The organism is Acidimicrobiales bacterium (genome assembly GCA_035533595.1).
Classification (GTDB): domain Bacteria; phylum Actinomycetota; class Acidimicrobiia; order Acidimicrobiales; family Bog-793; genus DATLTN01.
Window position 1 is genome coordinate 88,700 of the sequence record DATLTN010000031.1, and the last position, 26,262, is coordinate 114,961.

Annotated in this window: 26 protein-coding genes and 1 rRNA gene; 25 read left to right on the forward strand and 2 right to left on the reverse strand. The window is 72.7% G+C overall.

The features are described 5' to 3' along the window. Positions 1 to 5 precede the first annotated feature (5 nt). The 10 genes from VNF07_06370 (at position 6) to VNF07_06415 (ending at position 9,691) form a co-directional block, all read left to right on the forward strand. Positions 6 to 347, forward strand: coding sequence for a hypothetical protein (locus tag VNF07_06370; GenBank protein HVB05853.1), 342 nt, complete (start codon positions 6 to 8; stop codon positions 345 to 347). A gap of 167 nt (positions 348 to 514) precedes the next feature. Continuing rightward, positions 515 to 1,213, forward strand: a complete 699-nt coding sequence (locus VNF07_06375) for an HAD family hydrolase (GenBank protein HVB05854.1) — start codon at positions 515 to 517, stop codon at positions 1,211 to 1,213. A gap of 307 nt (positions 1,214 to 1,520) precedes the next feature. Next, a complete protein-coding gene (locus VNF07_06380) occupies positions 1,521 to 2,810 on the forward strand; it encodes a DUF1800 domain-containing protein (GenBank protein HVB05855.1) in 1,290 nt (429 codons plus the stop codon). A 7-nt stretch (positions 2,811 to 2,817) separates the two neighbouring features. Further along, positions 2,818 to 4,059, forward strand: coding sequence for a DUF1501 domain-containing protein (locus VNF07_06385; protein ID HVB05856.1), 1,242 nt, complete (start codon positions 2,818 to 2,820; stop codon positions 4,057 to 4,059). 52 nt (positions 4,060 to 4,111) lie between these two features. Next, positions 4,112 to 4,459: a co-chaperone GroES gene (locus tag VNF07_06390; GenBank protein HVB05857.1), complete on the forward strand. Its 348-nt coding sequence runs from the start codon at positions 4,112 to 4,114 to the stop codon at positions 4,457 to 4,459. A gap of 10 nt (positions 4,460 to 4,469) precedes the next feature. Beyond that, the gene (gene hisI, locus VNF07_06395; protein HVB05858.1) at positions 4,470 to 4,859 is read left to right on the forward strand and encodes a phosphoribosyl-AMP cyclohydrolase; all 390 of its coding nucleotides are present in this window, start codon (positions 4,470 to 4,472) and stop codon (positions 4,857 to 4,859) included. Positions 4,860 to 4,861: 2 nt separating this feature from the next. Continuing rightward, on the forward strand, positions 4,862 to 6,460 hold the full coding sequence (locus tag VNF07_06400) for a chorismate-binding protein (protein ID HVB05859.1): 1,599 nt from the start codon (positions 4,862 to 4,864) through the stop codon (positions 6,458 to 6,460). Further along, positions 6,460 to 7,341 (forward strand): hypothetical protein, encoded by an 882-nt coding sequence (locus VNF07_06405; protein HVB05860.1) that lies wholly within the window; start codon positions 6,460 to 6,462, stop codon positions 7,339 to 7,341. The genes VNF07_06400 and VNF07_06405 overlap by 1 nt, the downstream gene beginning before the upstream one ends. A 126-nt stretch (positions 7,342 to 7,467) precedes the next feature. Continuing rightward, positions 7,468 to 8,700, forward strand: coding sequence for a hypothetical protein (locus VNF07_06410; GenBank protein ID HVB05861.1), 1,233 nt, complete (start codon positions 7,468 to 7,470; stop codon positions 8,698 to 8,700). Continuing rightward, a complete protein-coding gene (locus VNF07_06415) occupies positions 8,648 to 9,691 on the forward strand; it encodes a hypothetical protein (protein ID HVB05862.1) in 1,044 nt (347 codons plus the stop codon). The genes VNF07_06410 and VNF07_06415 overlap by 53 nt, the downstream gene beginning before the upstream one ends. 56 nt (positions 9,692 to 9,747) lie before the next feature. Here VNF07_06415 and VNF07_06420 read toward each other — a convergent pair whose 3' ends face one another. Beyond that, the gene (locus tag VNF07_06420; GenBank protein HVB05863.1) at positions 9,748 to 11,124 is read right to left on the reverse strand and encodes a HAMP domain-containing sensor histidine kinase; all 1,377 of its coding nucleotides are present in this window, start codon (positions 11,122 to 11,124) and stop codon (positions 9,748 to 9,750) included. A 26-nt stretch (positions 11,125 to 11,150) separates the two neighbouring features. After that, positions 11,151 to 11,852 carry a response regulator transcription factor gene (locus VNF07_06425; GenBank protein ID HVB05864.1) on the reverse strand — a complete coding sequence of 234 codons (702 nt, stop codon included), beginning with the start codon at positions 11,850 to 11,852 and terminating at the stop codon, positions 11,151 to 11,153. A gap of 79 nt (positions 11,853 to 11,931) precedes the next feature. On the opposite strand from VNF07_06425, the gene VNF07_06430 reads away from it, so the two are divergent. The 15 genes from VNF07_06430 to VNF07_06500 all read left to right on the forward strand — a co-directional run. After that, positions 11,932 to 12,735: an indole-3-glycerol phosphate synthase TrpC gene (locus VNF07_06430; GenBank protein HVB05865.1), complete on the forward strand. Its 804-nt coding sequence runs from the start codon at positions 11,932 to 11,934 to the stop codon at positions 12,733 to 12,735. Between the two features lie 7 nt (positions 12,736 to 12,742). Next, complete coding sequence (locus VNF07_06435; GenBank protein HVB05866.1) at positions 12,743 to 13,402, forward strand: phosphoribosylanthranilate isomerase; 660 nt, start codon at positions 12,743 to 12,745, stop codon at positions 13,400 to 13,402. 20 nt (positions 13,403 to 13,422) lie between these two features. Continuing rightward, on the forward strand, positions 13,423 to 14,580 hold the full coding sequence (trpB, locus tag VNF07_06440) for a tryptophan synthase subunit beta (GenBank protein HVB05867.1): 1,158 nt from the start codon (positions 13,423 to 13,425) through the stop codon (positions 14,578 to 14,580). Further along, entirely contained in the window at positions 14,577 to 15,395 is an 819-nt protein-coding gene (gene trpA / locus VNF07_06445) for a tryptophan synthase subunit alpha (protein ID HVB05868.1), read from the forward strand. The genes trpB and trpA overlap by 4 nt, the downstream gene beginning before the upstream one ends. A gap of 145 nt (positions 15,396 to 15,540) precedes the next feature. Beyond that, entirely contained in the window at positions 15,541 to 16,452 is a 912-nt protein-coding gene (locus VNF07_06450; GenBank protein HVB05869.1) for an aldo/keto reductase, read from the forward strand. A gap of 115 nt (positions 16,453 to 16,567) precedes the next feature. After that, the gene (argC, locus tag VNF07_06455) at positions 16,568 to 17,581 is read left to right on the forward strand and encodes an N-acetyl-gamma-glutamyl-phosphate reductase (protein ID HVB05870.1); all 1,014 of its coding nucleotides are present in this window, start codon (positions 16,568 to 16,570) and stop codon (positions 17,579 to 17,581) included. Then, positions 17,578 to 18,744: a bifunctional glutamate N-acetyltransferase/amino-acid acetyltransferase ArgJ gene (gene argJ, locus VNF07_06460; protein ID HVB05871.1), complete on the forward strand. Its 1,167-nt coding sequence runs from the start codon at positions 17,578 to 17,580 to the stop codon at positions 18,742 to 18,744. The genes argC and argJ overlap by 4 nt, the downstream gene beginning before the upstream one ends. Then, entirely contained in the window at positions 18,744 to 19,613 is an 870-nt protein-coding gene (gene argB / locus VNF07_06465; GenBank protein HVB05872.1) for an acetylglutamate kinase, read from the forward strand. The genes argJ and argB overlap by 1 nt, the downstream gene beginning before the upstream one ends. Beyond that, on the forward strand, positions 19,610 to 20,788 hold the full coding sequence (locus tag VNF07_06470) for an acetylornithine transaminase (GenBank protein ID HVB05873.1): 1,179 nt from the start codon (positions 19,610 to 19,612) through the stop codon (positions 20,786 to 20,788). The genes argB and VNF07_06470 overlap by 4 nt, the downstream gene beginning before the upstream one ends. Continuing rightward, entirely contained in the window at positions 20,785 to 21,696 is a 912-nt protein-coding gene (argF, locus tag VNF07_06475) for an ornithine carbamoyltransferase (GenBank protein HVB05874.1), read from the forward strand. The genes VNF07_06470 and argF overlap by 4 nt, the downstream gene beginning before the upstream one ends. Further along, positions 21,693 to 22,166: an arginine repressor gene (gene argR, locus VNF07_06480; protein HVB05875.1), complete on the forward strand. Its 474-nt coding sequence runs from the start codon at positions 21,693 to 21,695 to the stop codon at positions 22,164 to 22,166. Before argF ends, argR begins: the two co-directional genes overlap by 4 nt. 58 nt (positions 22,167 to 22,224) lie before the next feature. Further along, the gene (locus tag VNF07_06485; GenBank protein HVB05876.1) at positions 22,225 to 23,445 is read left to right on the forward strand and encodes an argininosuccinate synthase; all 1,221 of its coding nucleotides are present in this window, start codon (positions 22,225 to 22,227) and stop codon (positions 23,443 to 23,445) included. Then, the gene (gene argH / locus VNF07_06490; GenBank protein HVB05877.1) at positions 23,442 to 24,830 is read left to right on the forward strand and encodes an argininosuccinate lyase; all 1,389 of its coding nucleotides are present in this window, start codon (positions 23,442 to 23,444) and stop codon (positions 24,828 to 24,830) included. The genes VNF07_06485 and argH overlap by 4 nt, the downstream gene beginning before the upstream one ends. After that, complete coding sequence (locus tag VNF07_06495) at positions 24,827 to 25,465, forward strand: DNA-3-methyladenine glycosylase (protein ID HVB05878.1); 639 nt, start codon at positions 24,827 to 24,829, stop codon at positions 25,463 to 25,465. Before argH ends, VNF07_06495 begins: the two co-directional genes overlap by 4 nt. 379 nt (positions 25,466 to 25,844) lie before the next feature. Continuing rightward, positions 25,845 to 26,262: ribosomal RNA gene (locus VNF07_06500) — 16S ribosomal RNA — on the forward strand; the annotation flags it as partial.

The following is a 26,262-nucleotide window of genomic DNA, read 5'->3' on the forward strand; positions in this document are numbered from 1 at the left end:
CTGCAATGCACAGACGACGGCTGGCGGCGCTCGCCGGGGGACTCTCGCTCACACTCTCCTTTGGTGGCCTCGCGCTCACCGGTGGCGCCTCGGCGGCAGTGCACGCCCCCACGGCGACGCACTGCGTTCTCGCCCAGGAGCGGGTCGACCTCGTCGCCGCCGTGCAGCGGGCCGTCGCCGCCCGTCAGGTGCTCCTGCAGCATGCGCTCACGCTCGCGACCGCCAACGACAACGGCACCCGCGTGCAGAAGATCGACGCTCGTCTGGGTGCGCTCTCCGCGCGTCAGGCCAAGCTCAGCTCGCGCCTCGCCGCGCTCGAGCAGCGTTGTTCGGTGGCGCCTGGCTGACCTGCGCAGCCGATTGAGCGCTCCTCGGCTATCGCTCCCGGCGCGGCGTCAGCGCCGACCTCCTGGCGTCCTCGACGCGAGCGCCCGCCAATACTCGTTTTCGCGTGTCGCAAGCACAGCTGCATGGTGCTCGCGTCGCTGACCGGCCGGACCCTCGCACACCGGTCGTGATCTTCGACGGTGATGACACCTTGTGGCTCACCGAGCAGATCTATCACCACGCACGCTCCGCGGCGGCGGAGATCGCAGCAAGCGACGGCGTGGACAGAGCGACGTTCGAGGGGCGTCAGCGGGAAGTTGACGTCGTCAACGTGAAGCGGCTCGGCCTGTCGCGGCAGCGCTTCCCTACCTCAAGCCGGGAAGCGTACGAGGCACTCTGTCGGGAGAATCACCGCACACCTTCGCCCGAAATTGGCGACGCGATCTGTCGGGCTTCGAGTCAGGTCTTCAGCCATCCGGCCGCGGTCGTTCCGGAAGCGGAGGTGGTTCTTGCCGATCTCCAGGGCGAATTCGGGCTCGCCCTGTTGACGAAGGGCGATCCCGACGTTCAGCGCCAGCGGGTGGTCGAGAGCGGCCTCGCCTCGTACTTCTCGGTGATCGAGATCGTCGCGGACAAAGATGAGCGGAGCTTCCGAGAGCTCCTCAAGCGAATGAACGGGCATCCGGCCGAGGCCTGGTCGGTGGGCAACAGCCTTCCCTCCGACATCCAGCCAGCCCTCGCCATCGGGATGCGTGGGGTGTGGATCGATGTCGACGTGTGGTTGCACGAGCGTCGCCCGACAGAGATCGCGGACAGTCAGGATCTCTTTCGGGCGACCGACCTCGCTGCCGCACGCGAGTTGCTTCGCGGCGGTCGCCCGAGGTGAGACCCGATCTCGGCGTCAGTCGGACGGAAGTGGATCGATATCGGCTTGCCCTGGTCGTGTTGGTCGCAGGATCCGGTGTGGGCGACGCGGGTCCCAGTCGATCACGACCTGAGCGCGGCCGGGCTCCTCGATCTCCACACCGAGCGCGCCCGAAGGACCTGAGCGACCCATGGCCGGACGAAGAATCGGCAGAGTCGGTGGGGATGCTGGCAGCACGACGCGTTACGCGACCGAAAAGTGCAGCTCACACAGCTCTAACCGACTCGCCACAGTCGGCATGCAAATTGGCGGCGATAGTCCCTAACCAATGACGGCCAGCCGAGCCCTGCTCGCCCACCTCTACCGACGCGCCGGCTTCGGCGCCTCGCTCGCGGAGCTCGATCGCGCCGAGCAGGTCGGCTGGGACGCGACCGTCGCCCACCTGCTGAAGGGGCTGCACGAGGTCGACGACGGCCCGCTGCAGGTGCAGCCGCCGCAGTTCTCCTCCTTCTCCACCGAGGCCCTCCCCACCTCCTCCGCCCTCCGCCAGGCGGAGTTCCTCGCGCTGCAGAACTGGTGGATCGACCTCATGGCCTCCACGCCCACGCCGCTCAAGGAGAAGCTCGTCCTCCTCTTGCACGAGCAGTTCCCGACCGCCTTCTCCAAGGTCAACCACCCGAGCCTGCTCTACCGGCAGAACACGATCTTCCGTGCCCTCGGCGCGGGCAGCTTCGACGTGCTCACGACGGCGCTCTCCAAGGACCCGGCGATGCTCATCTGGCTCGACACCGTCACCGACCTCGCCGCCCACCCGAACGAGAACTTCGCCCGCGAGCTCCTCGAGCGCTTCACGATGGGGGTCGGCCACTACACCGAGGAGGACGTGAAGCAGCTCGCCCGGTGCTTCACCGGCTGGGGCGTGAACTACCAGAGCGGCGCCTTCGTCTTCAACACCGCGGTGCACGACTTCGGGGTGAAGACGATCTTCGGCCGCTCGGGCGCCTACAGCGGCGAGGACGCGATCACCCTCGTCACCAAGCGGGCCGTCTCGACGCGCTGGGTCACGGCGCGGATGTGGAGCTGGCTCGCCTACCCCGTCGGGCCGCACGACCCCGTCGTCGAGGAGCTCGCCCCCGTCTACGGCGAGCACCTCCACCTCGGCACCCTGCTCGCGGCGATCCTCGCGCACCCCTCCTTCGTCTCGGTGACCTCGACCACCGGCCTCGTGAAGCAACCCGTCGAGTGGGTCGTCGGGACGATGCGCGCGCTCCACCTCAACACCTCCTCGTTCGCGCCGGGCTACGTGGCGAACACCCTCACCAAACTCGGACAGCAGCTCTTCAACCCCCCGACGGTCGGCGGCTGGGGGAACAACGGCTTCTGGCTGTCGACCTCCTCCAGCCTCACCCAGCTGAACTTCGCGCAGACCGCGGCGGGCCTCGCGGATCTCTCCGCGGTCGCCGACGAGCCGGTGCGGGGGCGGTTCGACCTGCTCGCCCGCCTGCTCGGCGTCGGGCGGTGGACCAAGGAGACGACGACGGTGCTGCACCAGGCGGGGTACGAGCCGGCGACGCTGATGGCGCTCGCCCTTGTCGCCCCCGAGACGATGACGAACTGAGGACGCGATGGCCGGCCCAACCATCGAGCGGCGGAAGTTCCTCGCCGGCGCGCTCGGCGTCGGGGCGATCGGGGCGCTGCACCGCCCCCTCCGCCTGGCCGCCCGGCGCGCCCCGGTGCCGGCCGCGCCCGCCCCCTACCCGGGCGGCAGCAACCGCATCCTCGTGCTCCTCACCCTCTACGGCGGCCACGACGCGCTGACGAGCGTCGTCCCCTACGGCGACCCGGCCTACGTCGCGACGCGCGGCGCGCTCGCCGTCCCGCAGTCGACACTCCTCCCGATCGGCCAGGGCTTCGGCCTGCACCCGGCCCTCGGCGGGATGAAGGCGCTGTGGGACGCGGGGCAGATGGCGGTCGTGCGCGGCGTCGGCTACCCGGACCCGAACTACAGCCATTTCGAGTCGATGGACATCTGGCAGAGCGGGGACCCCTCCGGTGACCTCTCGAGCGGCTGGATCGGCCGCTACCTCGACCGCACCCCCTCCGATGCGATGAAGTCGCTGTGGCTCGGGAGCAACGTCCCGCTCGCCTTCGTCGGCAAGGAGAAGAAGGCGAGCTCGATCCTCGCCAACTCCTCGCCCACAGCCCAGGTGCCCGCCGTCGGCGCCGAGCTGCGCGGCCTGTACGGCCTGTTGGAGCGGGCGCACCGCTTCGACACCAAGCTGCAGCGCGCCGTCGCCTACTCGGCGACGGACATGCTCGCGGTCAGCCGGTCGGTCGCCGCGACCCTGCAGCACGCGCCGGGGGTGAGCCAGAACTTCCCCGCCGCGGCGGGCAGCTTCGGCACCGAGATGGGCGTCGTCGCGCAGCTGATCGCCGCCGGGCTGCCGACCCAGGTCTACGGCGTGAGCCTCAACGGCTTCGACTCCCATGCCGGCGAGGTGGCCTCCTACGCGGCGCTCCTGAAGCAGCTCGACGCCGGCATCAGCGGCTTCTTCAAGTCGCTGCAGGGCTCGCCGCAGGCCGCCGAGACGGTGCTGCTCGTCTACACCGAGTTCGGCCGGCGCGTCGCCCCGAACGCGAGCGGCGGGACCGACCACGGCTCGGGCAACAGCGCCTTCGTGCTCGGCCCTTCGGTGAAGGGCGGCTTGTACGGCGAGCAGCCGAGCCTCACCCAGCTCGACAGCAACGCCAGCCTGGTGGTCACCACCGACTACCGCAGCCTCTACGCGACGGTGCTCGAGCAGGTGCTCGACACCGACCCGACGGCGATCCTCGGCGCCTCCTACCCGACGATCGCCTTCCTCTGATCGGCCGCCCGCCCCGGACGGGAGGGGGGCGGGGAGGCAGTAGCTTCGGGGGATGGCGAGCGACGGCGCGAATGCGGAGACGGCGGTCCAGAAGCAGCCGATCACGATGCTCGCCGACCGCCTCCTCGTGCAGGTCCCTCCGGCCGAGGGGGAGCGCCGCAGCCGCTCGGGGATCCTCATCCCCGCGACGGCGCAGGTTTCCAAGCGCCTGATGTGGTCCGAGGTCGCGGCCGTCGGCCCGCACGTGCGCACGATCCGCGCCGGTGACAGCGTGCTCTACAACCCCGACGAGAGCTTCGAGGTCGAGGTCTCCGGCGAGGAGTACCTGATCCTGCGCGAGCGCGACGTGCACGCCGTCGCCTCCGAGCGCCTCGACAACGGGACCGGCCTGTACATATGAGCGAGGGTTGATGAGCGAGACCACCGAGACGATCTCCCCGGCGCGCCCCGGCACGCCGATCACCGCGAGCGAGGAGCAGCTCGCGACGGTGAAGTACGACGCGGCGGGCCTCGTCTGCGCGGTCGTGCAGGAGGCGACGACGCGCGAGGTGCTGATGGTCGCCTACATGGACGCCGAGGCACTGCGCCGCACCCTCGAGTCGGGGCGCACCTGGTTCTACAGCCGCAGCCGCCAGGAGTACTGGCAGAAGGGGGAGACCTCCGGCGACCGCCAGTACGTGCGCGCCCTCTCTTACGACTGCGACGGCGACGCCCTCCTCGTCGAGGTCGACCAGGAGGGCAAGGGCGCCTGTCACACCGGCGAGCGCAGCTGCTTCTACCGCGCCTTCGGCGACTCCTAGCGGTGCCCGAGGCGGGCTTCGAGCGCTTCGCGACGCTCGCGGCCGAGCACAGCGTCGTCCCCGTCTCTGAGGAGCTGCTCGCCGACTCGCTCACCCCCGTCGGCGCCTTCCGCAACATCGTCGGCGACGACGACGGCTTCCTCTTCGAGTCGGTCGAGCACGGGGAGCGCTTCAGCCGCTGGTCCTTCGTCGGCCGCCGCCCCCGCGCCACGCTCGTCGCCGACGGCCTGCGCATCGAGGTGCGCGCGGGCGAGCTCCCCGACGGCACGCCGCTCGACCGCGGCGTCCTCGCCTGCCTCGAGCACCTGCTCGGCTGCTACTCCTCGCCGAAGCTCCCCGACCTGCCACCGATGCACGGCGGCCTCGTCGGCTACCTCGGCTACGACGTCGTGCGCGAGGTGGAGCACCTCGGCCCGGCCCCCGCTGACGACCGCGGGATCCCCGACGCCGTCGTCTCGGTGATCGGCGAGCTCGTCGCCTTCGACCACTGGAAGAGCCGCGCCGTCCTCGTCGACAACGTCGTGCTCGACGCGCCGGCACCGCCCGTCGCCGAGCTCGAGCGGGCGCACGCGCACGCCCGCGCCCGGCTGGCGGCGCTGCGCGCCGACCTCGGGCGCCCCGGCGCCTCGCGCCTCGCGCGCGTCCCCGAGCGCGGCGAGCCCCTCGACGCCGCCTCGGTGCACCGCGTCATCTCCTCGGAGGGCTACATCGCCGCGGTGAAGGCCGCGAAGGAGTACATCGCGGCCGGCGACGCCTTCCAGATCGTGCTCTCCCAGCGCTTCGACCTCGACCTCGGCGTGGAGCCCTTCGAGGTCTACCGGGCGCTCCGCCAGGTGAACCCCTCGCCGTACATGTTCTTCCTCCGCCAGGGCGGCGTCTCGGTCGTCGGCGCCTCCCCCGAGCCCCTCGTCACCGTGCAGGAGGGGCGGGTGATCTCCCGGCCGATCGCCGGCACCCGCCCCCGCGGCCGCAGCGAGGAGGAGGACCGCCGCCTCGGCGCCGAGCTCGTCGAGCACCCGAAGGAGCGGGCGGAGCACATCATGCTCGTCGACCTCGCGCGCAACGACGTCGGCAGGGTGGTGCGCTTCGGCACCGAGCACGTCGACGAGCTGATGACCCTCGAGCACTACAGCCACGTGATGCACCTCACGAGCCAGGTCTCGGGCGAGCTCGTCCCCGGCAAGGGGCCGATCGACGTGCTGCGCGCCACGCTGCCGGCGGGGACGGTCTCGGGGGCGCCGAAGGTGCGGGCGATGGAGATCATCGACGAGCTCGAGCCGACGCGCCGCGGCCCCTACGCGGGGGTCGTCGGCTACCTCGACTTCTCCGGCAACCTCGACACCGCGATCGCGATCCGCACCCTCGTCGTCGGCCCCGACGGCCGTGCCTCGGTGCAGGCCGGAGCGGGCATCGTCGCCGACTCGGACCCGGTCGCCGAGGACGAGGAGTGCCAGGCCAAGGCGCAGGCGATCCTCTCCGCGGTCGCCGCGGCGCGCCGCATCGCGCGCGACGACGGCGACGGTGCCGATGCGAACCGGACAGACGGGGCCGACGGTGCGGCGGCGGCCGCCCCGGTGGCGCGCACCCCCGAGACGGTCTGATGACCCTCGACCCCGCCGCCACCTACGCCGCGATCCGCAGCGGCGTGACCGCGCGCCGCTCGTCGCGCGACGTCGTCTCGGTGACCGGCCCCGACGCCCGCAGCTACCTGCAGGGGCAGTGCAGCCAGGACCTCGACGCGCTCGTCGCCGGGGAGAGCGCCGAGAGCCTCGTCCTCTCCCCGCAGGGCAAGCTCGACGCCTTCGTGAGCGTGCTCGCGCAGGGCGACGAGTCCTTCCTCCTCGTCGTCGCCGGGGGCTTCGGCGAGGCGCTCTTGGAGCGGCTGGCGCGCTTCAAGCTGCGCGTGAAGGCCGAGCTCTCCCTCGAGACGGTGCCCGTCGTCGAGCTGCGCGGGCCGCAGGCGGCGCCCCTCGCGGGCGCGCCGGCGCTGCGCGTCGAGTGGCCGGGTTACGCGGGATGGGACCTGCTCGGCACGGCCGAGCTCCCCGAGGGCGTCAACGAGGGTGCGCCCGAGGCCTTCGAGGCGGCGCGCATCGAGGCGGGCCTCCCGGAGATGGGCAGTGAGCTCGACGAGGCGACGATCCCCCCCGAGGCGGGGATCGTCGCCCGCTCGGTGAGCTTCACCAAGGGCTGCTTCACCGGCCAGGAGCTCGTCGCCCGCCTCGACGCGCGCGGCAACCGCACCCCCCGCAACCTGCGCGCCCTGCTGCTCCCGGCCGGGGCGTCGGCCCCGCCGGGGACCGAGCTCTTCGCCGGCGACAAGGTGGTCGGCCGGCTGACGAGCGTCGCGGCGCGCCCCGACGGCGCCCTCGTCGCCCTCGGCTACCTGCGGCGCGAGGTCGTGCCCCCCGCCGAGGTGGCCGTCGGTGCACCGGGCGCGGCGCTCACCGCCGAGGTGCGCGAGCTGCCGCTCGCCGGGTGACGTCGTCGCCGCGGGGTCCTTGACCGGCCGCCGCGGGGACACCTGATTGCACAGCTAAGCAACAACCAGGGAGACCGGGGGATCGCCGTGGCAAGACCCAGCAGGCACCTGCGTGGCCGGGCGGCGTTGGGCGGGCTCGCACTGCTCACCGGCAGCACCTCGCTCGCGCTCGTCGCCGGCGGGGGAGCGGGAGCCGCCGCGGCCGGGCCGCACGCCCGCCTCGGCGCCGTGAAGCCGGACATCTCCTACTTCGCCGGCAAGACGATCACCTTCGAGGTCGGCTCCAAGCCGGGTGGGAGCGGCGACGACTACGTGCGGCCGATCGGGCCGCTCATCGCCTCCTACCTGCACTGCTCGGTGAACATCGTCGACAACTCGAGCGGCGCCGACCTCGCCGCCCAGAACGCCGTCGCCACCTCGACGCCGGACGGGCTCACGATCGGTGAGCTGAACATCGGCTCGAACTACGACAACGACGTCTCGAACATCCCCGGCCTCGCCTTCACGATGAACAAGATCGACATCATCGCCGGGGCGGCCGTCGGCGGCTCGCCGACGATCGTCGCCTCGCCCCGCTCGGCGATCAAGAACGTGAACGAGTTCGTCGACTCCAGGGCGACCTCGAAGATCCTCGACGTCACGCCGGGCGGCGTCGACCTCGACCTGCGGGTCTTCCTCGGTGCCTACCGGGTGAACTCCCAGCTGGTGCTCGGCTACACGAGCGGCTCGGTGCTCGCCGCCGGCTTCCAGCGGGGCGACGCGCCCTTCGCCGCGCAGGGCGTCCCCGCCCTCGGCACCCTCATCGGCGCGGGGTTGGCGAACCCGCTCGTGCTCTTCTCGACCGTCCCCTACCCGAAGGGCCTCGCCGAGTACGCGCAGATGAAGAGCGTGCCGACGCTGAAGCGCTACGCGGCGAGCCACCCGCCGACGACGCGCGCCGGGCGGGTCGCGCTCGACGAGCGGCTGTCGGTGCTCGCGACGCCGGCCTACGGCTTCTTCGCCCCGCAGAACACGCCGCCGAAGATCCTCGCCGCGCTCACCGCGGCCTTCCACTCGGCGCTCCTGCAGGCCTCGACCAAGGCCGCCTACGAGGCCTTCGCCCTCAGCCCGGGCTACACCCCCCCGACGTCGTGGTTAAGGACATCCGCGCCAACGCGACCCACCTCACGGTGCTCGCGCAGTTCGTCGCGCAGTCGAGCTTCACCAAGTAGCCCGCCCAGCGCGGCGCGCGGCGACGCAGCAGACTTCGACAGGGCAGGGACTTCGACAGGGCAGCAGTTTTCGACAGGACAGCAAGGGAGGGACGATGACGACGGTTCTGCACGTAGGCACCGACGAAGGGGTGCGCACGCTCCGTAGCGAGGACGGGAGCACCTGGGAGGAGCACAAGGCGCAGATGCCGACGCTCTCGGTCGAGGAGGTCGTGGTCGTCCCCTCCCGCCCGCACATCGTGCTCGCGGGGACCCGCGGCGACGGCGTCTGGCGCAGTGAGGATGGCGGCGCCACCTTCTCCAAGCCCTCGCGGGGGCGACGCGGCCCGGGCAAGGTCCGTTGCCTCACCCTCGACCCGGTGAACGACAGCCGCGTCTACGCGGGGACCGAGCCGATCGACCTCTACGTGAGCGACGACCTCGGGGAGCACTGGGAGGTCCTCGAGAGCCTCTGGGAGCACCCCTGGACCGCGCAGGTCGACTACCCGGTCGCGAACGTCGAGCCGCACGTGCGTGACATCGCCATCGACCCGAGCAACCCCGACGTCCTCTACCTGGCGCTGCAGGTTGGCTACATCTTGAAGTCGGTCGACGGGGCGAAGAGCTGGACGCTGCTCAACGAGGGCTTCGACGCCGACGTGCACACCTTCGCGATCAACCCCGCGGCGCCGAACGAGCTCTCGATCGCGACCGGGGGCGAGAGCTCCCGGCGGGGGGTCTCCGGCGGCAAGGCCCTCTTCAAGAGCGCGGACGCGGGGGAGAGCTGGCAGGCGCTCGCCACCGAGTACAGCCAGACCTACTCGATCCCCTACCTGCTGAAGCCGGGCCAGCCGGAGACCGCCTACGTGGCGCTCGCCAACGGGAACCCCGGTCGTTGGCGGGCGCGCGAGTCCGGCGCCGAGTCGGTGCTCGTGCGCACTCGCGACGGCGGGACGAGCTGGGAGGAGGTCCCCCTCCCCTTCTCCTTCGCAGGGCGGGGGATGATCGTCGCGATGACCCCCGACGCGACCGACGCCGAGCGCCTCTTCGCCGTGTTCAACACCGGTGAGCTCATCGCGAGCGCCGACGGCGGGGAGTCCTGGAGCGACCTCGGCCTGCGTTTCGAGGGACCGAACGACCTGAAGTCCGTCGCCGCCTGAGCCCTCCGGGGGCCGCGCCGCCGCGGGCGCGCGGCGCGGGCTGAGCTCGGCCGCGGTCAGCCGCCGCCGTCGGCCTCGACCGAGTCGAGGTGGAAGACGATGCGCATCTCGGTGCCGCCGTCCGGGCCGAGGGGGGAGTGGGCGGTGACGGTCGCGTCCATCGCCGCCGCGAGCTCGGCGACGATCGCGAGGCCGAGGCCCGAGCCCGAGGTGCGGCCGGGGTGGCGGTCGGACTTGAAGAGGCGCTCGAAGATGTGCGGGAGGTCTTCGGAGTCGATGCCGCGGCCGTCGTCGCGCACCGCGACGAGGACGTGCTCGTTGTCGCGCTCGACGAGGATGCTGACGCGGGTGCGCGCGAAGCGCTGCGCGTTCTCGAGGAGGTTGGCGACGACCTGTGCGAGGCGGTGGTAGTCGGCGCGCACCATCAGCCGCTCGTCGGGCACCTCGACGGCGAGCTCCAGTCCCTCGGCGGTGAAGGCGAAGCGCATCGCCGCCGCGCCCTGGCTGGCGACGGCCACGACGTCGATCTCGCCGATGTCGAGGGCGAACTGGCGGGCGCGCAGCCGCGCCAGATCGAGGAGGTCGCCGATCAGGTGCTCGAGGCGGTCGGCCTCGGCGACGACGACGCTGGCGGCGCGGGTTGTGTCCTCGACGGCGCCCTCGCTGATCGCCTCCGCGTAGCCGCGAATCGAGGTGAGCGGGGTGCGGAACTCGTGGCTGATGGCGAGGAGGAAGTCCCGCTCGGCCTGCTGGGCGCGCTCCAGGTTGGCGGCCATCGTGTTGATCGAGGCGTCGAGCTCGCGCAGCTCGGGATAGGTGCGGTCGCCGAGGGGGCGGACGCGCGTCGCGAGGTCCCCGGCGGCGATGTTGCGCGCCGCGACCGCGACCGCGCCGACGCGCCGCGAGATGCGCTGGCTGATGACCGCCGCCACCGCGGCGGCGACGAGCAACGCCACTCCGCCGGCGGTGAGGAAGTACCAGCCGTTGTCGGTGGCGAAGTTGAGGCGCGACTCGAGGTAGAGGGCGACGGTGATGCGCGCCCTGCCCGTCGAGATGGTGGTCAGGCGGGCAGCGGCGAAGGCGAGGTGGTTGCGCGAGGTCTTGATCGACTGGCCGGCGAAGAGGGCCCGGCCCTGCGCCCGGTCGATCGGCACGCCGGGCGGCGCGGGGAGGAGCACGCCGTCGCGGTCGACGGTCACCGAGTCGACGAGGATCTTCCCCCCCGAGGCGAGGCCGAGGAGCTTGGTGAGCGTCGGCAGCGTGCTCTTTGAGACGAGGGTCGGGTTGGCGGCGAGGGTGAGCGCCTCGTTCTCGAGGGCGGTCTGCGCGCTCGCGCTCTGCGCGTGGCGGACGAGCAGCAGGCTGACGCTGCCCGCGAGGAACAGCGCCGCCGCGACGAGCGCGAAGAGCGTGAGGGTGATGCGGGCGCGCACCGCTCAGCGGCGGTTCTGCCGCCCGCTCAGTCGCACCGGTAGCCGATGCCCCACACGGTGGTGAGCGGGAAGGCGTCGCCGAGCTTGCGGCGCAGCTGGCGGACGTGCACGTCGACGGTGCGCTCGTCGCCGATCCAGCCGTCGCCCCAGACGGCGTCGAGGAGCTGGCGGCGGCTGAAGACGATGCCGGTGTTCTCGGCGAAGTGCAGCAGGAGGTCGAACTCGCGGGCGGTGAACACAACCTGCTCGCCGTCGGCGGTGACCTCGCGGCGCAACGGGTCGACGGTCACGGTGCCGACGCTCACCGGCGCGTCGCCGTCGCGGCCCGGCCCGTCGGTGCGGCGCAGCACGGCGCGCACGCGCGCCACGAGCTCGCGCGGCGAGAAGGGCTTGGTGACGTAGTCGTCGGCGCCGAGCTCGAGGCCGAGCACGCGGTCGACCTCGTCGTCGCGGGCGGTGACGATGATGATCGGGATGTTGCCCCGGCGGCGGAGCTCGCGGCAGACCTCGAGGCCGTCGAGGCCGCCGGGGAGACCGAGGTCCAACAGCACGAGGACCGGCCGCTCGTTGCCGACGATCTCGAGGCCGCGCACGCCGTCGGGGGCCTGCAGCACGCGGAAGCCCGCGTTGCGGAGGTAGAGGTCGAGCAGGTCGGCGATGTTGCGGTCGTCCTCGATGACGAGGACGGTCCCGTGACTCGGGGTCGGGGGGTGGCGCTCTTCGGGCATCCGACTAGCGTCGCGCGTCGACCACGCTCGCGTCGGGACCGCTCCCGGGGACGGCCGTGCCCTTCACTAGGCTCGGGCCGTGGCCACGATCCTCGACGAGATCCTCGCCGCGCACCGCGCCGCCTGGGCGGCGGCGCCGGCGGACCTCGGCGCGCTGCGCGAGGCGGCCGCCGGCGCGCCCGCGGCGCGCGACTTCGCCGGGGCGCTCGCGCGCGCCGGGCGGGCGGGCGGCGGCATCGGTGTCATCGCCGAGGTGAAGCGGCGCTCGCCCTCCAAGGGCGACCTCGCGCCCGGCCTCGATGCGGCGGCCCTCGCCGCGGCCTACGCGGCGGGCGGGGCGAGCTGCCTCTCGGTGCTCACCGACGCCGACTACTTCGGGGGGAGCGAGGCGGACCTCGTCGCGGCGCGCGCCGCGGTGGCGCTCCCGGTGCTGCGTAAGGACTTCACCGTGAGCGAGGCCGACCTGCTCGTCGCGCGGGCGATGGGCGCCGACGCGGTGCTGCTCATCGTCGCCGCCCTCTCCGACGGCGAGCTCGCCCGCTTCCTCGCCGCCGCCGCGGCGCTCGGCCTCTCGGCGCTCGTCGAGGTCCACGACGGAGCCGAGGCGGCGCGCGCCCTCGACGCCGGGGCCACGCTCGTCGGCGTCAACCAGCGCGACCTGCGCACCTTCGAGGTCGACGGCGCGCGCGCGCTCGCCGTCCTCGGCGCGCTCCCCGACGGGGTGGTGCGCGTCGCCGAGTCGGGGATCCGCGACGCCGCCGACGTGGCTCGCCTGCGCGACGCGGGCTTCGACGCGGTGCTCGTCGGCGAGGCCCTCGTCACCGCGGCCGACCCCGCAGCCCGGCTCGCCGCCCTCGGCGCCGGCGTGCTGACCGGCGCCTGAGGCCCCCGTGTTCGTCAAGGTCTGCGGCGTCACCAACGAGGAGGACGCTCTGCTCGCCGTCGCGATGGGGGCCGACGCCGTCGGCTTCGTCTTCTCGCCCTCGCCGCGCCAGGTCGCGCCCGCCCTCGTCGAGGGGATCGTCCGCCGCCTGCCGCCGGAGATCCTCACCGTCGGGGTCTTCCGCGACGACCTCCCCGAGCGGGTCACCGAGATCGTCTCCCGCACGGGCCTGCGCGCCGCCCAGCTGCACGGCCACGAGCGGCCCGACGACGTCGCCAAGGTCGCGCAGGTGGTGCGCTTCGTGATCAAGGGCTTCAGCGCGAGCTCGCGTCTCGTCGAGGAGGCCGCCGAGTTCCAGGCGGCGCACGCGCTGCTCGTCGACGGCGCCGCACCGGGCTCGGGGGAGCTCTTCGACTGGCGCCTCGCCGAGGCGCTGCCGAGCACCCGGCGGGTGATCGTCGCCGGCGGGCTGAACGGCGACAACGTCGCTGCCGCCATCGCCCAGGTCCACCCCTGGGGGGTCGACGCCTCGACCGGCCTCGAGTCCTCGCCGGGGCACAAGGACCCGCGCAAGGTGCGGGCCTTCATCCAGACGGCGCGGCGCGCCGAGCCCGAGCCCTACGAGCCCGCGCTCGAGGGCCCCTACGACTGGCAGGAGGAGCGCTGAGCGCGAGCGACCGGCCGGCGATGGGGCCGCCGGCCGAGGCGGGGCGCTTCGGCGAGTTCGGCGGCCGCTTCGTCCCCGAGAGCCTGGTCCCGGCCTGCGCCGAGCTCGAGGAGGCCTTCGCCGGCGCGATGGCCGACCCCTCCTTCACCGGGGAGCTGCAGACGCTGCTGCGCGACTACGCCGGGCGGCCGACGCCGGTGACCCGCTGCGCGCGCCTCTCCGAGCGCCTCGGCGTCGAGGTGCTCCTGAAGCGCGAGGACCTCGCGCACACCGGCTCGCACAAGATCAACAACGTCCTCGGCCAGGCGCTGCTCACCAAGCGGATGGGCAAGCGCCGCCTCCTCGCCGAGACGGGGGCGGGCCAGCACGGCGTCGCGAGCGCGACCGCGGCGGCGCTCCTCGGCCTCGAGTGCGTCGTCTACATGGGCGAGGTCGACGTCGTCCGCCAGGAGCTGAACGTCTTCCGCATGCGCCTGCTCGGCGCCGAGGTCCGCCCCGTCTCGTCGGGCTCGAAGACCCTGAAGGACGCGATCAACGAGGCGCTCAGGGACTGGGTCGCGACCGTCGAGAGCACCCACTACTGCATCGGCTCGGTGGTCGGCCCTCACCCCTTCCCCTACATGGTGCGCGAGTTCCAACGGGTCGTCGGCGACGAGGCGGCGGGGCAGTGCCGCGAGCTGCTCGGGCGCGACCCCGACGTCGTGGTCGCCTGCGTCGGCGGCGGCTCGAACGCGGCGGGGACCTTCGCCGGCTTCGCCGACACCGCCGCCGAGCTCGTCGGCGTCGAGGCCGCGGGCGGCGCGGCGATCGGCCACGGCCTGCCGGGGATCGTGCACGGGATGCGCTCCCGCTTCCTCCAGGACGAGGAGGGCCAGATCCTCGAGGCGCACTCGATCTCCGCGGGGCTCGACTACCCCGGCGTCGGCCCCGAGCACGCCCACCTCGCCTCGACGGGGCGGGCGCACTACGAGTCGGTTGACGACGAGGAGGTCGTCGCCGCCTTCCGGCTGCTCGCCGAGACCGAGGGGATCCTCCCCGCCCTCGAGCCGGCGCACGCGCTCGCCTGGCTGGTGCGCGCCGCCGCCTCGGGTGAGGTCGCCCGTGGGGCGACGGTGCTCGTCACCTTGTCGGGGCGCGGCGACAAGGACGTCGCGCAGCTGATGGAGCGCCTCGGTTGAGCTTCGCCGAGCGCCTCGTGACCCCCGTCGCGGCCGCGCCGGGGCGCCTCGAACAGACCTTGCGGGGCGCGCGCGACGCGGGGCGCAAGCTCCTCGTCCCCTACGTCACCGGCGGCCTCGGCGGGGACTGGTTGGACGTCGTGCGCGCCCTCGCGGCGGCCGGCGCCGACGCCGTCGAGGTGGGGATCCCCTTCTCGGACCCGGTGATGGACGGCCCGGTGATCCAGGAGGCCTCCGAGCGCGCCCTCGCCGCCGGCACGACGCCGGCCGGCATCCTCGGCGAGCTCGCCCACCTCGACGCCGACGTGCCGGTCGCGGTGATGACCTACGTGAACATCGTCGCCCGCGCCGGCTACCGGCGGATGGCCCGCGAGATCGCCGCCGCGGGCGTCGCCGGCGCGATCCTCCCCGACCTCCCCCTCGACGAGGCGGGGGAGTGGCGCACCGAGGCCGCCGCGGCGGGGGTCGACGCCGTCCTCCTCGCCGCCCCCACCACCCCCGACGACCGCCTGGCGGCGATCTGCGCGGCGAGCCGCGGCTTCGTCTACGCCGTCGGGCTGATGGGCGTGACCGGGGTGCGCGCCAGCCTCGCCGCCTCGGCGCTCACCATCGCCGGTCGTTGCCGGTCGCTCACCGACACCCCGGTGCTGGTCGGCGTGGGTGTCTCGAGCCCCGAGCAGGCCGCCGAGGCCTGCACCGTCGCCGACGGCGTGGTCGTCGGCTCGGCGCTCGTGCGCCGCCTCCTCGACGGCGAAGGCCCGGAGGGCGCGGCCGCGTTCGTCGCCACGCTGCGCGCCGCCCTCGACGCCGGCTGATCGCGCTACGGGCGGGTCGGGCCGCTCCTTGTGCCCGTGTCGAGGATCGCCTCCTCGACGTGCCAAGGGGCGCTCGCCCGCCGCCCGGCTGCGCCGCGTGGCGGGGGAGTAGGTTCGGAGCAGGCCTGACCCCTCGGAGGCAACCATGGCGATCCCCACCCGTACCCTCGGCCGCACCGGCCTCGACGTCACCGTCCTCGGCTTCGGCGCGATGGAACTGCGCGGCGACGACGGCCGCCGCGGCCGCCCGATCACCCCGGAGGAGTCCGAGCGGGTCCTCAACGCGGTCCTCGACTCCGGCATCAACTACATCGACACCTCGATCGACTACGGCGAGAGCGAGGAGAGCATCGGCAAGTTCATCTCGCACCGCCGCGACGAGTACTTCCTCGCCTCCAAGTGCGGCTGCCTCGTCGGGGCGGCCGAGCCGCAGCCGGGGGAGCGCCGCCCGCACGTCTTCACGAGGGAGAACATCCTCGCCGGGGTGGACCAGAGCCTGCGCCGCATGAAGACCGACCACCTCGACCTCGTGCAGCTGCACGCGAGCCCCTCCAAGGAGGTGCTCGAGCAGGAGGGCGTCATCGACACCCTGCTCTCCCTGCAAAAGGACGGCAAGGTCCGCTACATCGGCTCCTCCTCGACGCTGCCGAACCTCCCCGACCTCGTCGACCTCGGCGTCTTTGACGTCTTCCAGATCCCCTACTCGGCGCTCCAGCGCGAGCACGAGAAGCCGATCTCCGAGGCGGCCGACGCCGGTGCCGGCACGGTGATCCGCGGCGGCGTCGCGAAGGGCCAGCCCGGTGACGGTCACGGCGCGGAGGAGTCCTGGAACGCCTACGAGGCCGCGAAGCTCGCCGAGATCGCCGACGGCGCGCCGGCGACGGAGTTCATGCTCCGCTTCACGATCACCCACCCGGCGCTGTCGACGACGATCGTCGGGACGCGCAACCCCGACCACCTCGCCGCCAACGTCGCCGCCGTGGAGAAGGGCCCGCTCGCTCCCGAGATCTATGCCGAGGCCAAGCGCCGCCTCGACGAGGTGGGCGTCACCGCCTGACCGGGGGGCCGCCGCCGACGGTGCCGTCGCGGTGCCGAGCGGGGGCCCCGCCTCCCGCTGGTGCGGTGCGGAGGGACTGTCTGCATAGCCATCCGATTTATCGTATGCTTATGCCATGAAGGCGGCGGTGGTCGGCGGGTCGGGCTATCTCGGTGCGGAGCTGCTGCGGCTGCTCGCGGGCCATCCGGAGCTCGAGGTGGCGCTCGCGCAGGCGGCGTCGAGCGCCGGCAGCACGGTGGCCTCCATCTATCCCGGCCTCGAGGTGCCCTACGGCGACCTCGTGCTCGGGCCGACCGACCTCGACGCCGCGCTCGGCTGTGACGTCGTCTTCGTCGCGGTGCCGTCGGGGCGCTCCCAGGAGGTCGTGGGAGCGCTCGTCGACAAGGTGGGCCTCGTCGTCGACCTCGGGGCGGACTTCCGGCTGAAGGACCCTGCGCTCTACGAGCGCTGGTACCGCTTCACCCACAGCCGCCCCGACCTGCTCGCCCGCGCCGTCTACGGCCTCCCCGAGCTGACGCGCGCCGAGCTCCCCGGGGCGCGGCTCATCGCCTCGCCGGGCTGCTACGTGACCGCCGCCTCGCTCGCCCTCGCGCCGCTCGTGAAGGGCGGCGTGATCGAGCCGAGCGGCATCATCGTCGACGCCGCGAGCGGGACCTCCGGGGCGGGGCGCGAGCTCCGGGAATCGACGCACCATGCGACGGTGAACGAGAGCTTCACCGCCTACGGGCTGCTCGACCACCGCCACACGCCCGAGATCGAACAGACGATCGGCGCCCAGGTGCTGTTCACGCCGCACCTCGCGCCGATGACGAGGGGGATCCTCGCCACCTGTTACGCACGGCCGACCAGTCCCTGCTCGACCGCGTCGCTCCTCGAGACGCTCGCCGCCGCCTACGAGGGCGAGCCCTTCGTGCAGGTGGGCGGGGAGGTGCCCGCCACCCGCCACACCTACGGCGCGAACACCGTGCGCATCACCGCCCGCTTCGACGAGCGGACCGGCACCGTGCTCGTGCTCTCGGCGCTCGACAACCTCACCAAGGGCGGCTCCGGCCAGGCCCTGCAGGCGGCGAACGTCGCCCTCGGCCTCGAGGAGACGCTCGGCCTGCCGCGCGTCGCTGTGATGCCGTGAGCGTCACCGCGCCCGCGGGCTTCCTCGCGAACGGCGTCGCGGCGGGCATCAAGGCCTCCGGCGACCTCGACCTCGCGGTCGTCGCCGCCGCGGGCGGCGCGGTCGCCGCGGCCGCGGTCTTCACGACCAACGGCGCCGCCGCGGCGCCCGTGCTCGTGAGTCGCGCCCACCTCGCGACGAGCGGCGGGCGGGTGCGCGCCGTGGTGCTGAACAGCGGCTGCGCGAACGCGGCCACCGGCGCTGCCGGGGTGCAGGCCGCCGAGGCGACCTGCGCGACGCTCGCCACCGAGCTCGGCTGCCGCCCCGCGGAGATCCTCGTCTGCTCGACGGGGCTGATCGGCATCCCCCTCGCGATCGACCGGCTGCTCGGCGCGCTCCCCGCCGCCGTCGCGGGGCTCGGCGGGGGAGCCGAGGAGGGCGGGCGGGCCGCCACGGCGATCCTCACCACCGACACCCACGCGAAGACGGTGCTCGTCGAGCGCGAGGGCTTCTCCGTCGGCGGGATGGTGAAGGGGGCGGGGATGATCGCCCCACACATGGCGACGATGCTCTGCGTCCTTACGACGGACGCCGCGGCCACGCCCGAGGCCCTCGACGCGGCGCTGCGGCTCGGCGTGCGCGACTCGTTCAACGAGCTCGTCGTCGACGGCTGCACCTCGACCAACGACACCGTGATCGTGCTCGCGAGCGGTGCTGGCCGCGCCGTCACCGACAAGGAGCTCGCCGGTGCGCTCGCCGAGGCCTGCGCCGACCTCGCCGGCCAGCTCGCCGAGGACGCCGAGGGGACGACGAAGGTGGCGGCGATCGAGGTGCGCGGCGCGGCGAGCGACGCCGACGCGCGCGCCGCAGGGCGCAGGGTCGCCCTCAGCCTGCTCGTGAAGACCTCGCTCTACGGCGCCGACCCCTACTGGGGGCGCGTCGTCTCTGAGCTCGGCGCCTCGGGGTCGGCCTTCGATCTCGACCGCGTCTCGGTCTCCTACGGCGGCATCGAGGTCTGCTCGGGCGGCGTCGGGATCGAGCACGACCGCCAGGCGGTCGCTGCGCACATGGCCGGCGGGCGTATCGAGCTCCGCTGTGACCTGCACCTCGGGGACTTCTCCGCGACGGTGCTCACCACCGACCTCGGCCACGGCTACATCGACGAGAACATGCGCACCTCGTGATGGCCGTCCCCCACGAGCTCTCCGCCGCGGTGCTCACCGAGGCGATCCCCTACATGCGCCGCTTTTCCGGCAAGGTCGTCGTCGTGAAGTACGGCGGCAACGCGCTCGCCGGCACCGAGGGCGGCGAGGCGGCGCTCGCGAGCTTCGCCGAGGACGTCGTGCTGATGCGCTCGGTCGGCATGCTCCCCGTCGTCGTGCACGGCGGCGGGCCGCAGATCGGCGAGCTGATGGGGCGACTCGGGATGACGCCGCGCTTCGTCGACGGGCTGCGGGTCACCGACGCCGAGACCCTCGAGATCGTCCGCATGGTGCTCGTCGGCAAGGTGAACCGCGACATCGTCGGGGCGATCAACGTCCACGGGCCGCTCGCCGTCGGCCTCACCGGTGAGGACGCCGGCTTCATCACCGCCGAGGCGCACGACGCGGCCCTCGGCTTCGTCGGCGACGTCGTCGCGGTGGACCCCGCCTTCCCGCTGCGCCTGCTCGCGGACGGGCTCGTGCCGGTGATCGCCACGATCGGGAGCGATGCCTCTGGCCAGGCCTACAACATCAACGCCGACACCGTCGCGGGCGCGGTCGCCGAGGCGCTCGGCTCGGAGAAGCTCGTCTTTCTCACCGACGTCACCGGGATCCGGCGCGATCGTGGCGACGCCGCGAGCGTGATCGGCCGCCTCGGCGCGGCCGAGCTCGCCGGGCTGATCGCCGACGGCTCGGTGAACGAGGGGATGATCCCGAAGGCCGCGGCCTGCGCGCAGGCGGTGCGCAACGGGGTCGCGAGCGCGCACATCCTCGACGGCCGGGTCGCGCACGCGCTGTTGGTCGAGCTGTTCACCGAGGAAGGGGTGGGGACAATGGTGGTGGCGAGATGACGAGCATGCTGATGCCGACCTACCGCCCCGCCCCCGTGCGCTTCGTCTCGGGCGCGGGCTGTCGTCTCACCGACGACCGGGGGAGGGTCTTCCTCGACTTCCTCTCCGGGATCGCCGTGACCTCGCTCGGCCACTCCCACCCCGCGGTGCGCGACGCGATCGCCGCCCAGGCGGGGACGCTGCTGCACGTCTCCAACCTGTTCGAGACCGGCCTCAACGAGGAGGTCGCGACGCTCCTCGACGAGCTGATCGGCGACGGCAGCCCCGCCGGCGGCCAGGTCTTCTTCTGCAACTCGGGCGCCGAGGCCAACGAGTGCGCGATCAAGCTCTCGCGGCGCTTCGGCGGCCGTGGCCGCCACCAGGTCGTCTCCGCCTACGGCTCCTTCCACGGGCGGACCCTGGCGACGCTGCACGCGACCGGCCAGCCCGCCAAGCACGAGCCCTTCGCGCCCCTCCCCGAGGGCTTCCGCCACGTCGCCTTTGGCGACCTCGAGGCGCTGCGCTCGGCGGCCGACCCGGGCGTGGTCGGCGGCATCCTCCTCGAGGCGATCGAGGGTGAGGGCGGGGTGATCCCCGCGCCGAAGGGCTACCTCACCGCGGCCCGCGAGCTCTGCGACGAGCTCGGCATCCTCCTCATCCTCGACGAGATCCAGACCGGCCTTGGCCGCACGGGGCGCTGGTTCGCCTTCCAGGAGGAGGGGATCCTCCCCGACATCGTGACGATGGCCAAGGCCCTCGGCAACGGGATGCCGGTCGGCGCCTGCTGGGCGCGTGCGGAGGTCGCCGCCGCCTTCGCCCCCGGCGACCACGGCACCACCTTCGGCGGCCAACCGCTCGCGATGTCGGCGGCGCGCGCCACCCTGCAGACGATGCAGGCCCTCGACGTCCCCGCCCTCGCCCGCGAGCGGGGCGCGCAGCTGGAGGCGGCCTTCAACGGCGCGCCCGGCGTGGCGGGGGTGCGGGGCGCGGGACTGCTTCTCGGCGTCGTGCTCACCGAGGGCCTCGACGCCGGGGCGATCGTCGCCGACTGCCTCGAGCACGGCCTCGTCGTGAACGCGCCGGCGCCCGGCGTGGTGCGCCTCGCGCCGCCGCTCGTCGTGAGCGCTGCGGAGTGCGATGAGGCGGCGGCGTTGCTCGGCGCGGCGATCGGCCGGGCGCTCGGGGCCGTGCAGTGACCCGCCACCTGCTCTCGATGGCCGACCTCGACGGCGCCGAGGTGCGCGAGATCCTCGCGCTCTCCTCGCGCCCGGAGCTGCCCCAGTCCCTCACCGGCAAGGGCGCGGCCCTCCTCTTCGAGCACCCCTCGGCGCGAACCCGAAACGCCTCGGAGATGGCCGTCGTGCAGCTCGGCGGCCACCCGGTGACGATTCGCGGCGAGGAGGTGGGCTTCGACGTCCGCGAGTCGGTCGAGGACATCGCCCTCGTGCTCGCGCGCTTCTACGCGGTGATCGGCGCGCGCGTCGCGAAGCACCGCACGCTCGAGCGGATGGTGGCGGCCCTCGGGGCGGAGCACTCCCCGGTCCCGGTCGTGAACCTCCTCTCGGACCGCGAGCACCCCACCCAGGCGCTCGCCGACCTGCTCACGATCGAGCAGTGCCTCGGCGAGCTCCCGGGCCGCGTCGTCGCCTACATCGGCGACGCGAACAACGTCTGCCGCTCCCTCGCCTTCGCCCTCGCGCGCGTCGGCGCGACGCTGAAGGTCGCCTCGCCCGCCGGCTACGCGCCCGAGCCGGAGGACCTCACGACGACGGCCGCTCTCGGCGGCGAGCTCGTCGTCTGCGACAGTCCCGAGCAGGCGGCGCGCGACGCCGACGTCCTCTACACCGACGTCTGGGTCTCGATGGGGGAGGAGGCCGAGGCCGCGGCCAAACGGCGGGCCTTCTCCGGCTACACGATCTCCGAGGCGCTCCTCTCGCTCGCCTCCCCCGAGGCGATCGTCCTGCACTGCCTGCCGGCGCACCGCGGCGAGGAGATCGCCGCCGAGGTCATCGACGGCCCGCGCAGCCGGGTCTTCCTGCAGGCCGAGAACCGCATGCACTCGATCCGCGGCCTGCTCGCCTTCCTCACCGGGACGGGGCGGTGAGCCGTGTCCCGAAGAACCGGCGGCAGCACCTCCTCGCGCAGCTGCTCGCGGAGCACGCGGTGACGAGCCAGCCGCAGCTCGTCGAGCTGCTCGCCGAGGCGGGAGTACCGGCGACGCAGGCGACGGTCTCGCGCGACCTCGAGGAGCTCGGCGCGGTGAAGGTGCGCATGCCCGGTGTCGAACGCCAGGTCTATGCGATCGCCGAGCTGCCGAAGGACCAGGTCGCGCCGCTCGATCACCTCCGCCGCGTGCTCGGTGAATGGGTCGTCGACCTCGCGGTGTCGGCGAACCTGGTGGTGCTGCGCACGCCGCCCGGTTCCGCGCACGTCGTCGCTTCGGCGCTCGACCGCACGCCGCTCGACGGGATGCTCGGTACGGTCGCGGGTGACGACACGATCCTCGCCGTCGCGAGCGAGGAGGTCGGTGGCGCCGCCCTCGCCGAGCGCATCGGGGAGCTTGCCGGGCGCTAGCCGAAGTCGCAGGTCCGGAAACCGCACGCACAGATCGAACGACAGAAACGGAGGAACGGTGGCAGAACGGGTGGTGCTCGCGTACTCAGGGGGACTCGACACCTCGGTGGCGGTGCACTGGCTGCGCGCCGAGCGGGACTACGAGGTCATCGCGGTCGCCGTCGACGTCGGCCAGGGGGAGGCCGACTTCGAGCAGATCCGCTCGCGCGCCCTCGCCGCCGGCGCCATCGAGGCGGTGGTGATCGACGCGAAGGACGAGCTGGCGAGTGACTTCGTCCTCCCCTCGCTGCAGGCGAACGCCCTCTACGAGGGGCGCTACCCGCTCGTCTCCTCCCTCTCTCGCCCGGTGATCGTCCGCCACCTCGTGGCCGAGGCGCGCCGCCACGGCGCGACCGCGGTGGCGCACGGCTGCACCGGCAAGGGCAACGACCAGGTGCGCTTCGAGGTCGGCACGCGCTCGCTCGCTCCCGATCTCGGCATCGTGGCCCCGGTGCGGGAGTGGGGGATGACCCGCGAGGAGACGATCGACTACGCGGCGCGCGAGGGCGTCCCGATCACCGCGACCAAGGAGCGGATCTACTCGATCGACGAGAACCTCTGGGGCCGGGCGATCGAGTGCGGGGTGATCGAGGACCCCTGGAACCCGCCGCCCAGTGACGTCTTCGCGCTCACCGTCGAGAAGGCCTCTGAGCCGGTCGAGGTGACGATCGGCTTCGAGGCCGGCGTCCCGGTGAGTCTCGACGGCAAGCAGCTCGGCCTCGTCGCGCTGATCGACGAGCTCGGCGCGACCGTCGGTGCCCGCGGCTACGGCCGGATCGACATCGTCGAGAACCGCCGGGTCGGGATCAAGAGCCGTGAGGTCTACGAGGCGCCCGCCGCGCTCGCACTCATCCTCGCCCACCAGGACCTCGAGGGGCTCACCCTCGAGCGGGACGTCGCGCACGAGAAGTTCTGCCTCGAGCCGCGCTTCGCCGAGCTCGTCTACGACGGTCTCTGGTTCTCGCCGCTTCGCGAGGCGCTCTCCGCCTTCGTCGCGAGCACCCAGCGCCACGTCAGCGGAGAGGTGCGGATCCGCTTCACCCCTGGTGGCGGTCACGAGGTCACCGGCCGCCGCAGCCCGGTGGGCCTCTACGACTACGGCCTCGCCACCTACGACGCGGCAGACACCTTCCGCCACGCCGACGCGGAGGGCTTCACCCGGATCTTCGGCCTCGGCCTCGCGACCTGGGCGCGGCGCCAGGGGGTCGACGGTGAGGGAGCGGGCGGACCGACGCGATGACGCTCTGGGCGGGTCGCATGCGCGACGCGCCGGCCGAGCCGATGATGGCCTATACGGCGAGCCTCGGCTTCGACCGCCGGCTCGCACGTCACGACGTGCGCGGCTCGCTCGCGCACGTGCGCGGTCTCGGCCGTGCCGGGGTGCTCAGCGAGGAGGAGGTCGAGGCGCTCTCCGCGGGCCTCGACGCGATCGACGGTGAGCTCGCGCGCGGCGAGTTCGCCTTCCAGGAGCAGGACGAAGACGTCCACAGCGCCCTCGAGCGGCGCCTCGGTGAGCTCTGCGGCCCGACGGGGGCCAAGGTGCACACCGGGAGGAGCCGCAACGACCAGGTGGCCACGGCGACCCGCCTCTACGTGCGCGGCGCCCTCGCGGAGGTGGCCGAGGGCGTCGTCGCGCTCGAGCGGGCACTGCTGGCGCGCGCCGAGGAGGCGGGCACGACCTACCTCCCCGGCTACACCCACCTTCAGCGCGCCCAGCCCGTCCTCCTCGCCCACCAGTTGCTCGCGCACGGCTGGGCGCTGAGCCGCGACCTCGACCGCCTCGTCGACTCGCACCGGCGGCTCGGGACCTCGCCGCTCGGCGCCGGTGCGCTCGCGGGTTCGACCTTCCCGCTCGACCCCGCAGGTGTTGCCGCCGAGCTCGGCTTCACGGGCCCCTTCGAGAACTCCCTCGACGCCGTGTCGGACCGCGACTTCGCCGCCGAGGCGCTCTTTGACCTCGCGCTCCTCGGCGTGCACCTCTCCCGGATGGGTGAGGAGGTCGTCATCTTCGCGAGCGAGGAGTTCGGCTTCTACCGCCTCGCCGACGCCTGGTCGACGGGGAGCTCGATGCTGCCCCAGAAGAAGAACCCGGACATCGCCGAGCTCGCCCGCGGCAAGGCGGGGCGGCTGATCGGCCACCTCGCCGGCTTCCTCGCCACGATGAAGGGGCTGCCGCTCGCCTACAACCGCGATCTCCAGGAGGACAAGGAGCCGCTGTTCGATGCGGTGGACCAGGTCACACTGGCGCTGCCGGCGATGGCGGGGCTCATCTCTTCGATCGAATTCGTCACCGAGGCGATGCTCGCCGCCGCCGACTCCCCGGCGCTCGTCGCGATCGACCTCGCCGAATGGCTCGTGCAGCGCGGGCTGCCCTTCCGTGAAGCGCACGGGGTGGTCGCCGAGCTCGTCTGGCGCTCGCTCGACGAGGGGGTGCCCCTTCCCGAGCTCGTCGCGGCGGACGAGCGCCTCGGCCCCGAAGCGGCTGCCCTCTTTCGGACCGGCTCCGCACTCACGCGCAGGGTCTCACCGGGCGGAGGGGGAGTCGAGGCCGTCGCGACCCAGCTCGGCCAGTTCCGCGGGCGCATCGAACAGGACGCCGCACGGGCCACCTCGCTCACCCGGTGAGCGACCCTCTCACGCTCGACCTCTCCTTCTTCGAGGGCGATTCGACCACCGTCGCTCCGAAGCTCCTCAACCTCCTCCTCGTGCGCGGCCGTCGCGTGGCGCGCATCGTCGAGGTCGAGGCCTACGCCGGCGCCTCCGACGCGGCGAGCCACGCCTACCGGGGGAAGACGCCCCGCAACGCCACGATGTTCGGTCCGCCGGGACACCTCTACGTGTACTTCACCTACGGGATGCACTTCTGCGCCAACGTCGTCTGCCGTGAGGCGGGCGTCGCGAGCGCGGTGCTGCTGCGGGCGCTCGCCCCCCTCGAGGGCCTCGAGGAGATGCGGGCGTTGCGCCCCGCAGCCCGGCGCGACGTCGACCTCTGCTCCGGCCCGGCCCGCCTCTGTCAGGCGTTCGGCATCGTCCGTGCAGATGACGGTGCCGACCTCGTCACCGGCGACCACGGGATCACCCTGGTCAGCGACGGTTTTGCGCCGCCGGCAGCGCCGCTCAGGGGAACCCGTGTCGGTCTCTCCGCGAAGGCGGGGGCCGATGGTGCGCTACTGTGGCGCTACGCGGTGACGGGCGATCAGAACGTCTCGCGGCCCCGTCCGAACAGCGGTTTGACAGCTGCGGAGACGGTGGTAAGGTAACAAGCCGCTCGGGAGGCTGATAGGGCCACCCGGGCGACGCGGACAGGTGCGGTGATGCCGCTCTGTGAAGCAATTGAGGGCTCATGATCTGGTTTTCAGATCGAGCCTGAGAGCGTCTCGACACCGCCTTCCTTTAGGAAGCGTGTCCCCGTCGCTCCTTGAGAACGGAATAGGAACAGCCAAAAGCCAGTGCGGGCGGCTCGGCGTCTTCGGACGATCGGGCCGCACACGGTTGGGCAGAGCTTCGTACTCTGCGCCAACTAGAAGTCAATGCACTGAGAACGGACAACGAAACCGTTCTTGTGCCAGTTGGTCATGGGCGAGAGCCCGTGGCCGACTCTCCAGATCAAAGCGGGAGCCGCAAGGCGACCGTGAGGTCTCGATGGAGAGTTTGATCCTGGCTCAGGACGAACGCTGGCGGCGTGCTTAATACATGCAAGTCGAACGAGATCCATTCGGTGGTAACACCGATGAAGATCTAGTGGCGAACGGGTGCGTAACACGTGAGCAACCTGCCCCGAAGACCGGGATAACAGTGGGAAACCGCTGCTAATACCGGATGTCCCCACCACCTCGCATGGGGAGGTGAGGAAATGGATTCCGCTTCGGGAGGGGCTCGCGGCCTATCAGCTTGTTGGTGGGGTAACGGCCTACCAAGGCAACGACGGGTAGCTGGTCTGAGAGGACGATCAGCCACACTGGGACTGAGACACGGCCCAGACTCCTACGGGAGGCAGCAGTGGGGAATCTTGCGCAATGGGCGAAAGCCTGACGCAGCAACGCCGCGTGAGGGATGA

Coding starts and splice junctions, on each gene's coding strand:
- VNF07_06425 (HVB05864.1), bottom strand. CDS start 11,852: ATGCCCGAAGAGCGCCACCCCCCGACCCCGAGTCACGGGACCGTCCTC.
- VNF07_06450 (HVB05869.1), top strand. CDS start 15,541: ATGGCGATCCCCACCCGTACCCTCGGCCGCACCGGCCTCGACGTCACC.
- VNF07_06415 (HVB05862.1), top strand. CDS start 8,648: ATGACGACGGTTCTGCACGTAGGCACCGACGAAGGGGTGCGCACGCTC.
- argC (HVB05870.1), top strand. CDS start 16,568: ATGAAGGCGGCGGTGGTCGGCGGGTCGGGCTATCTCGGTGCGGAGCTG.
- VNF07_06370 (HVB05853.1), top strand. CDS start 6: ATGCACAGACGACGGCTGGCGGCGCTCGCCGGGGGACTCTCGCTCACA.
- VNF07_06385 (HVB05856.1), top strand. CDS start 2,818: ATGGCCGGCCCAACCATCGAGCGGCGGAAGTTCCTCGCCGGCGCGCTC.
- trpB (HVB05867.1), top strand. CDS start 13,423: ATGGGGCCGCCGGCCGAGGCGGGGCGCTTCGGCGAGTTCGGCGGCCGC.
- VNF07_06405 (HVB05860.1), top strand. CDS start 6,460: ATGACCCTCGACCCCGCCGCCACCTACGCCGCGATCCGCAGCGGCGTG.
- hisI (HVB05858.1), top strand. CDS start 4,470: ATGAGCGAGACCACCGAGACGATCTCCCCGGCGCGCCCCGGCACGCCG.
- VNF07_06470 (HVB05873.1), top strand. CDS start 19,610: ATGACGAGCATGCTGATGCCGACCTACCGCCCCGCCCCCGTGCGCTTC.
- VNF07_06390 (HVB05857.1), top strand. CDS start 4,112: ATGGCGAGCGACGGCGCGAATGCGGAGACGGCGGTCCAGAAGCAGCCG.
- argH (HVB05877.1), top strand. CDS start 23,442: ATGACGCTCTGGGCGGGTCGCATGCGCGACGCGCCGGCCGAGCCGATG.
- VNF07_06380 (HVB05855.1), top strand. CDS start 1,521: ATGACGGCCAGCCGAGCCCTGCTCGCCCACCTCTACCGACGCGCCGGC.
- argB (HVB05872.1), top strand. CDS start 18,744: ATGGCCGTCCCCCACGAGCTCTCCGCCGCGGTGCTCACCGAGGCGATC.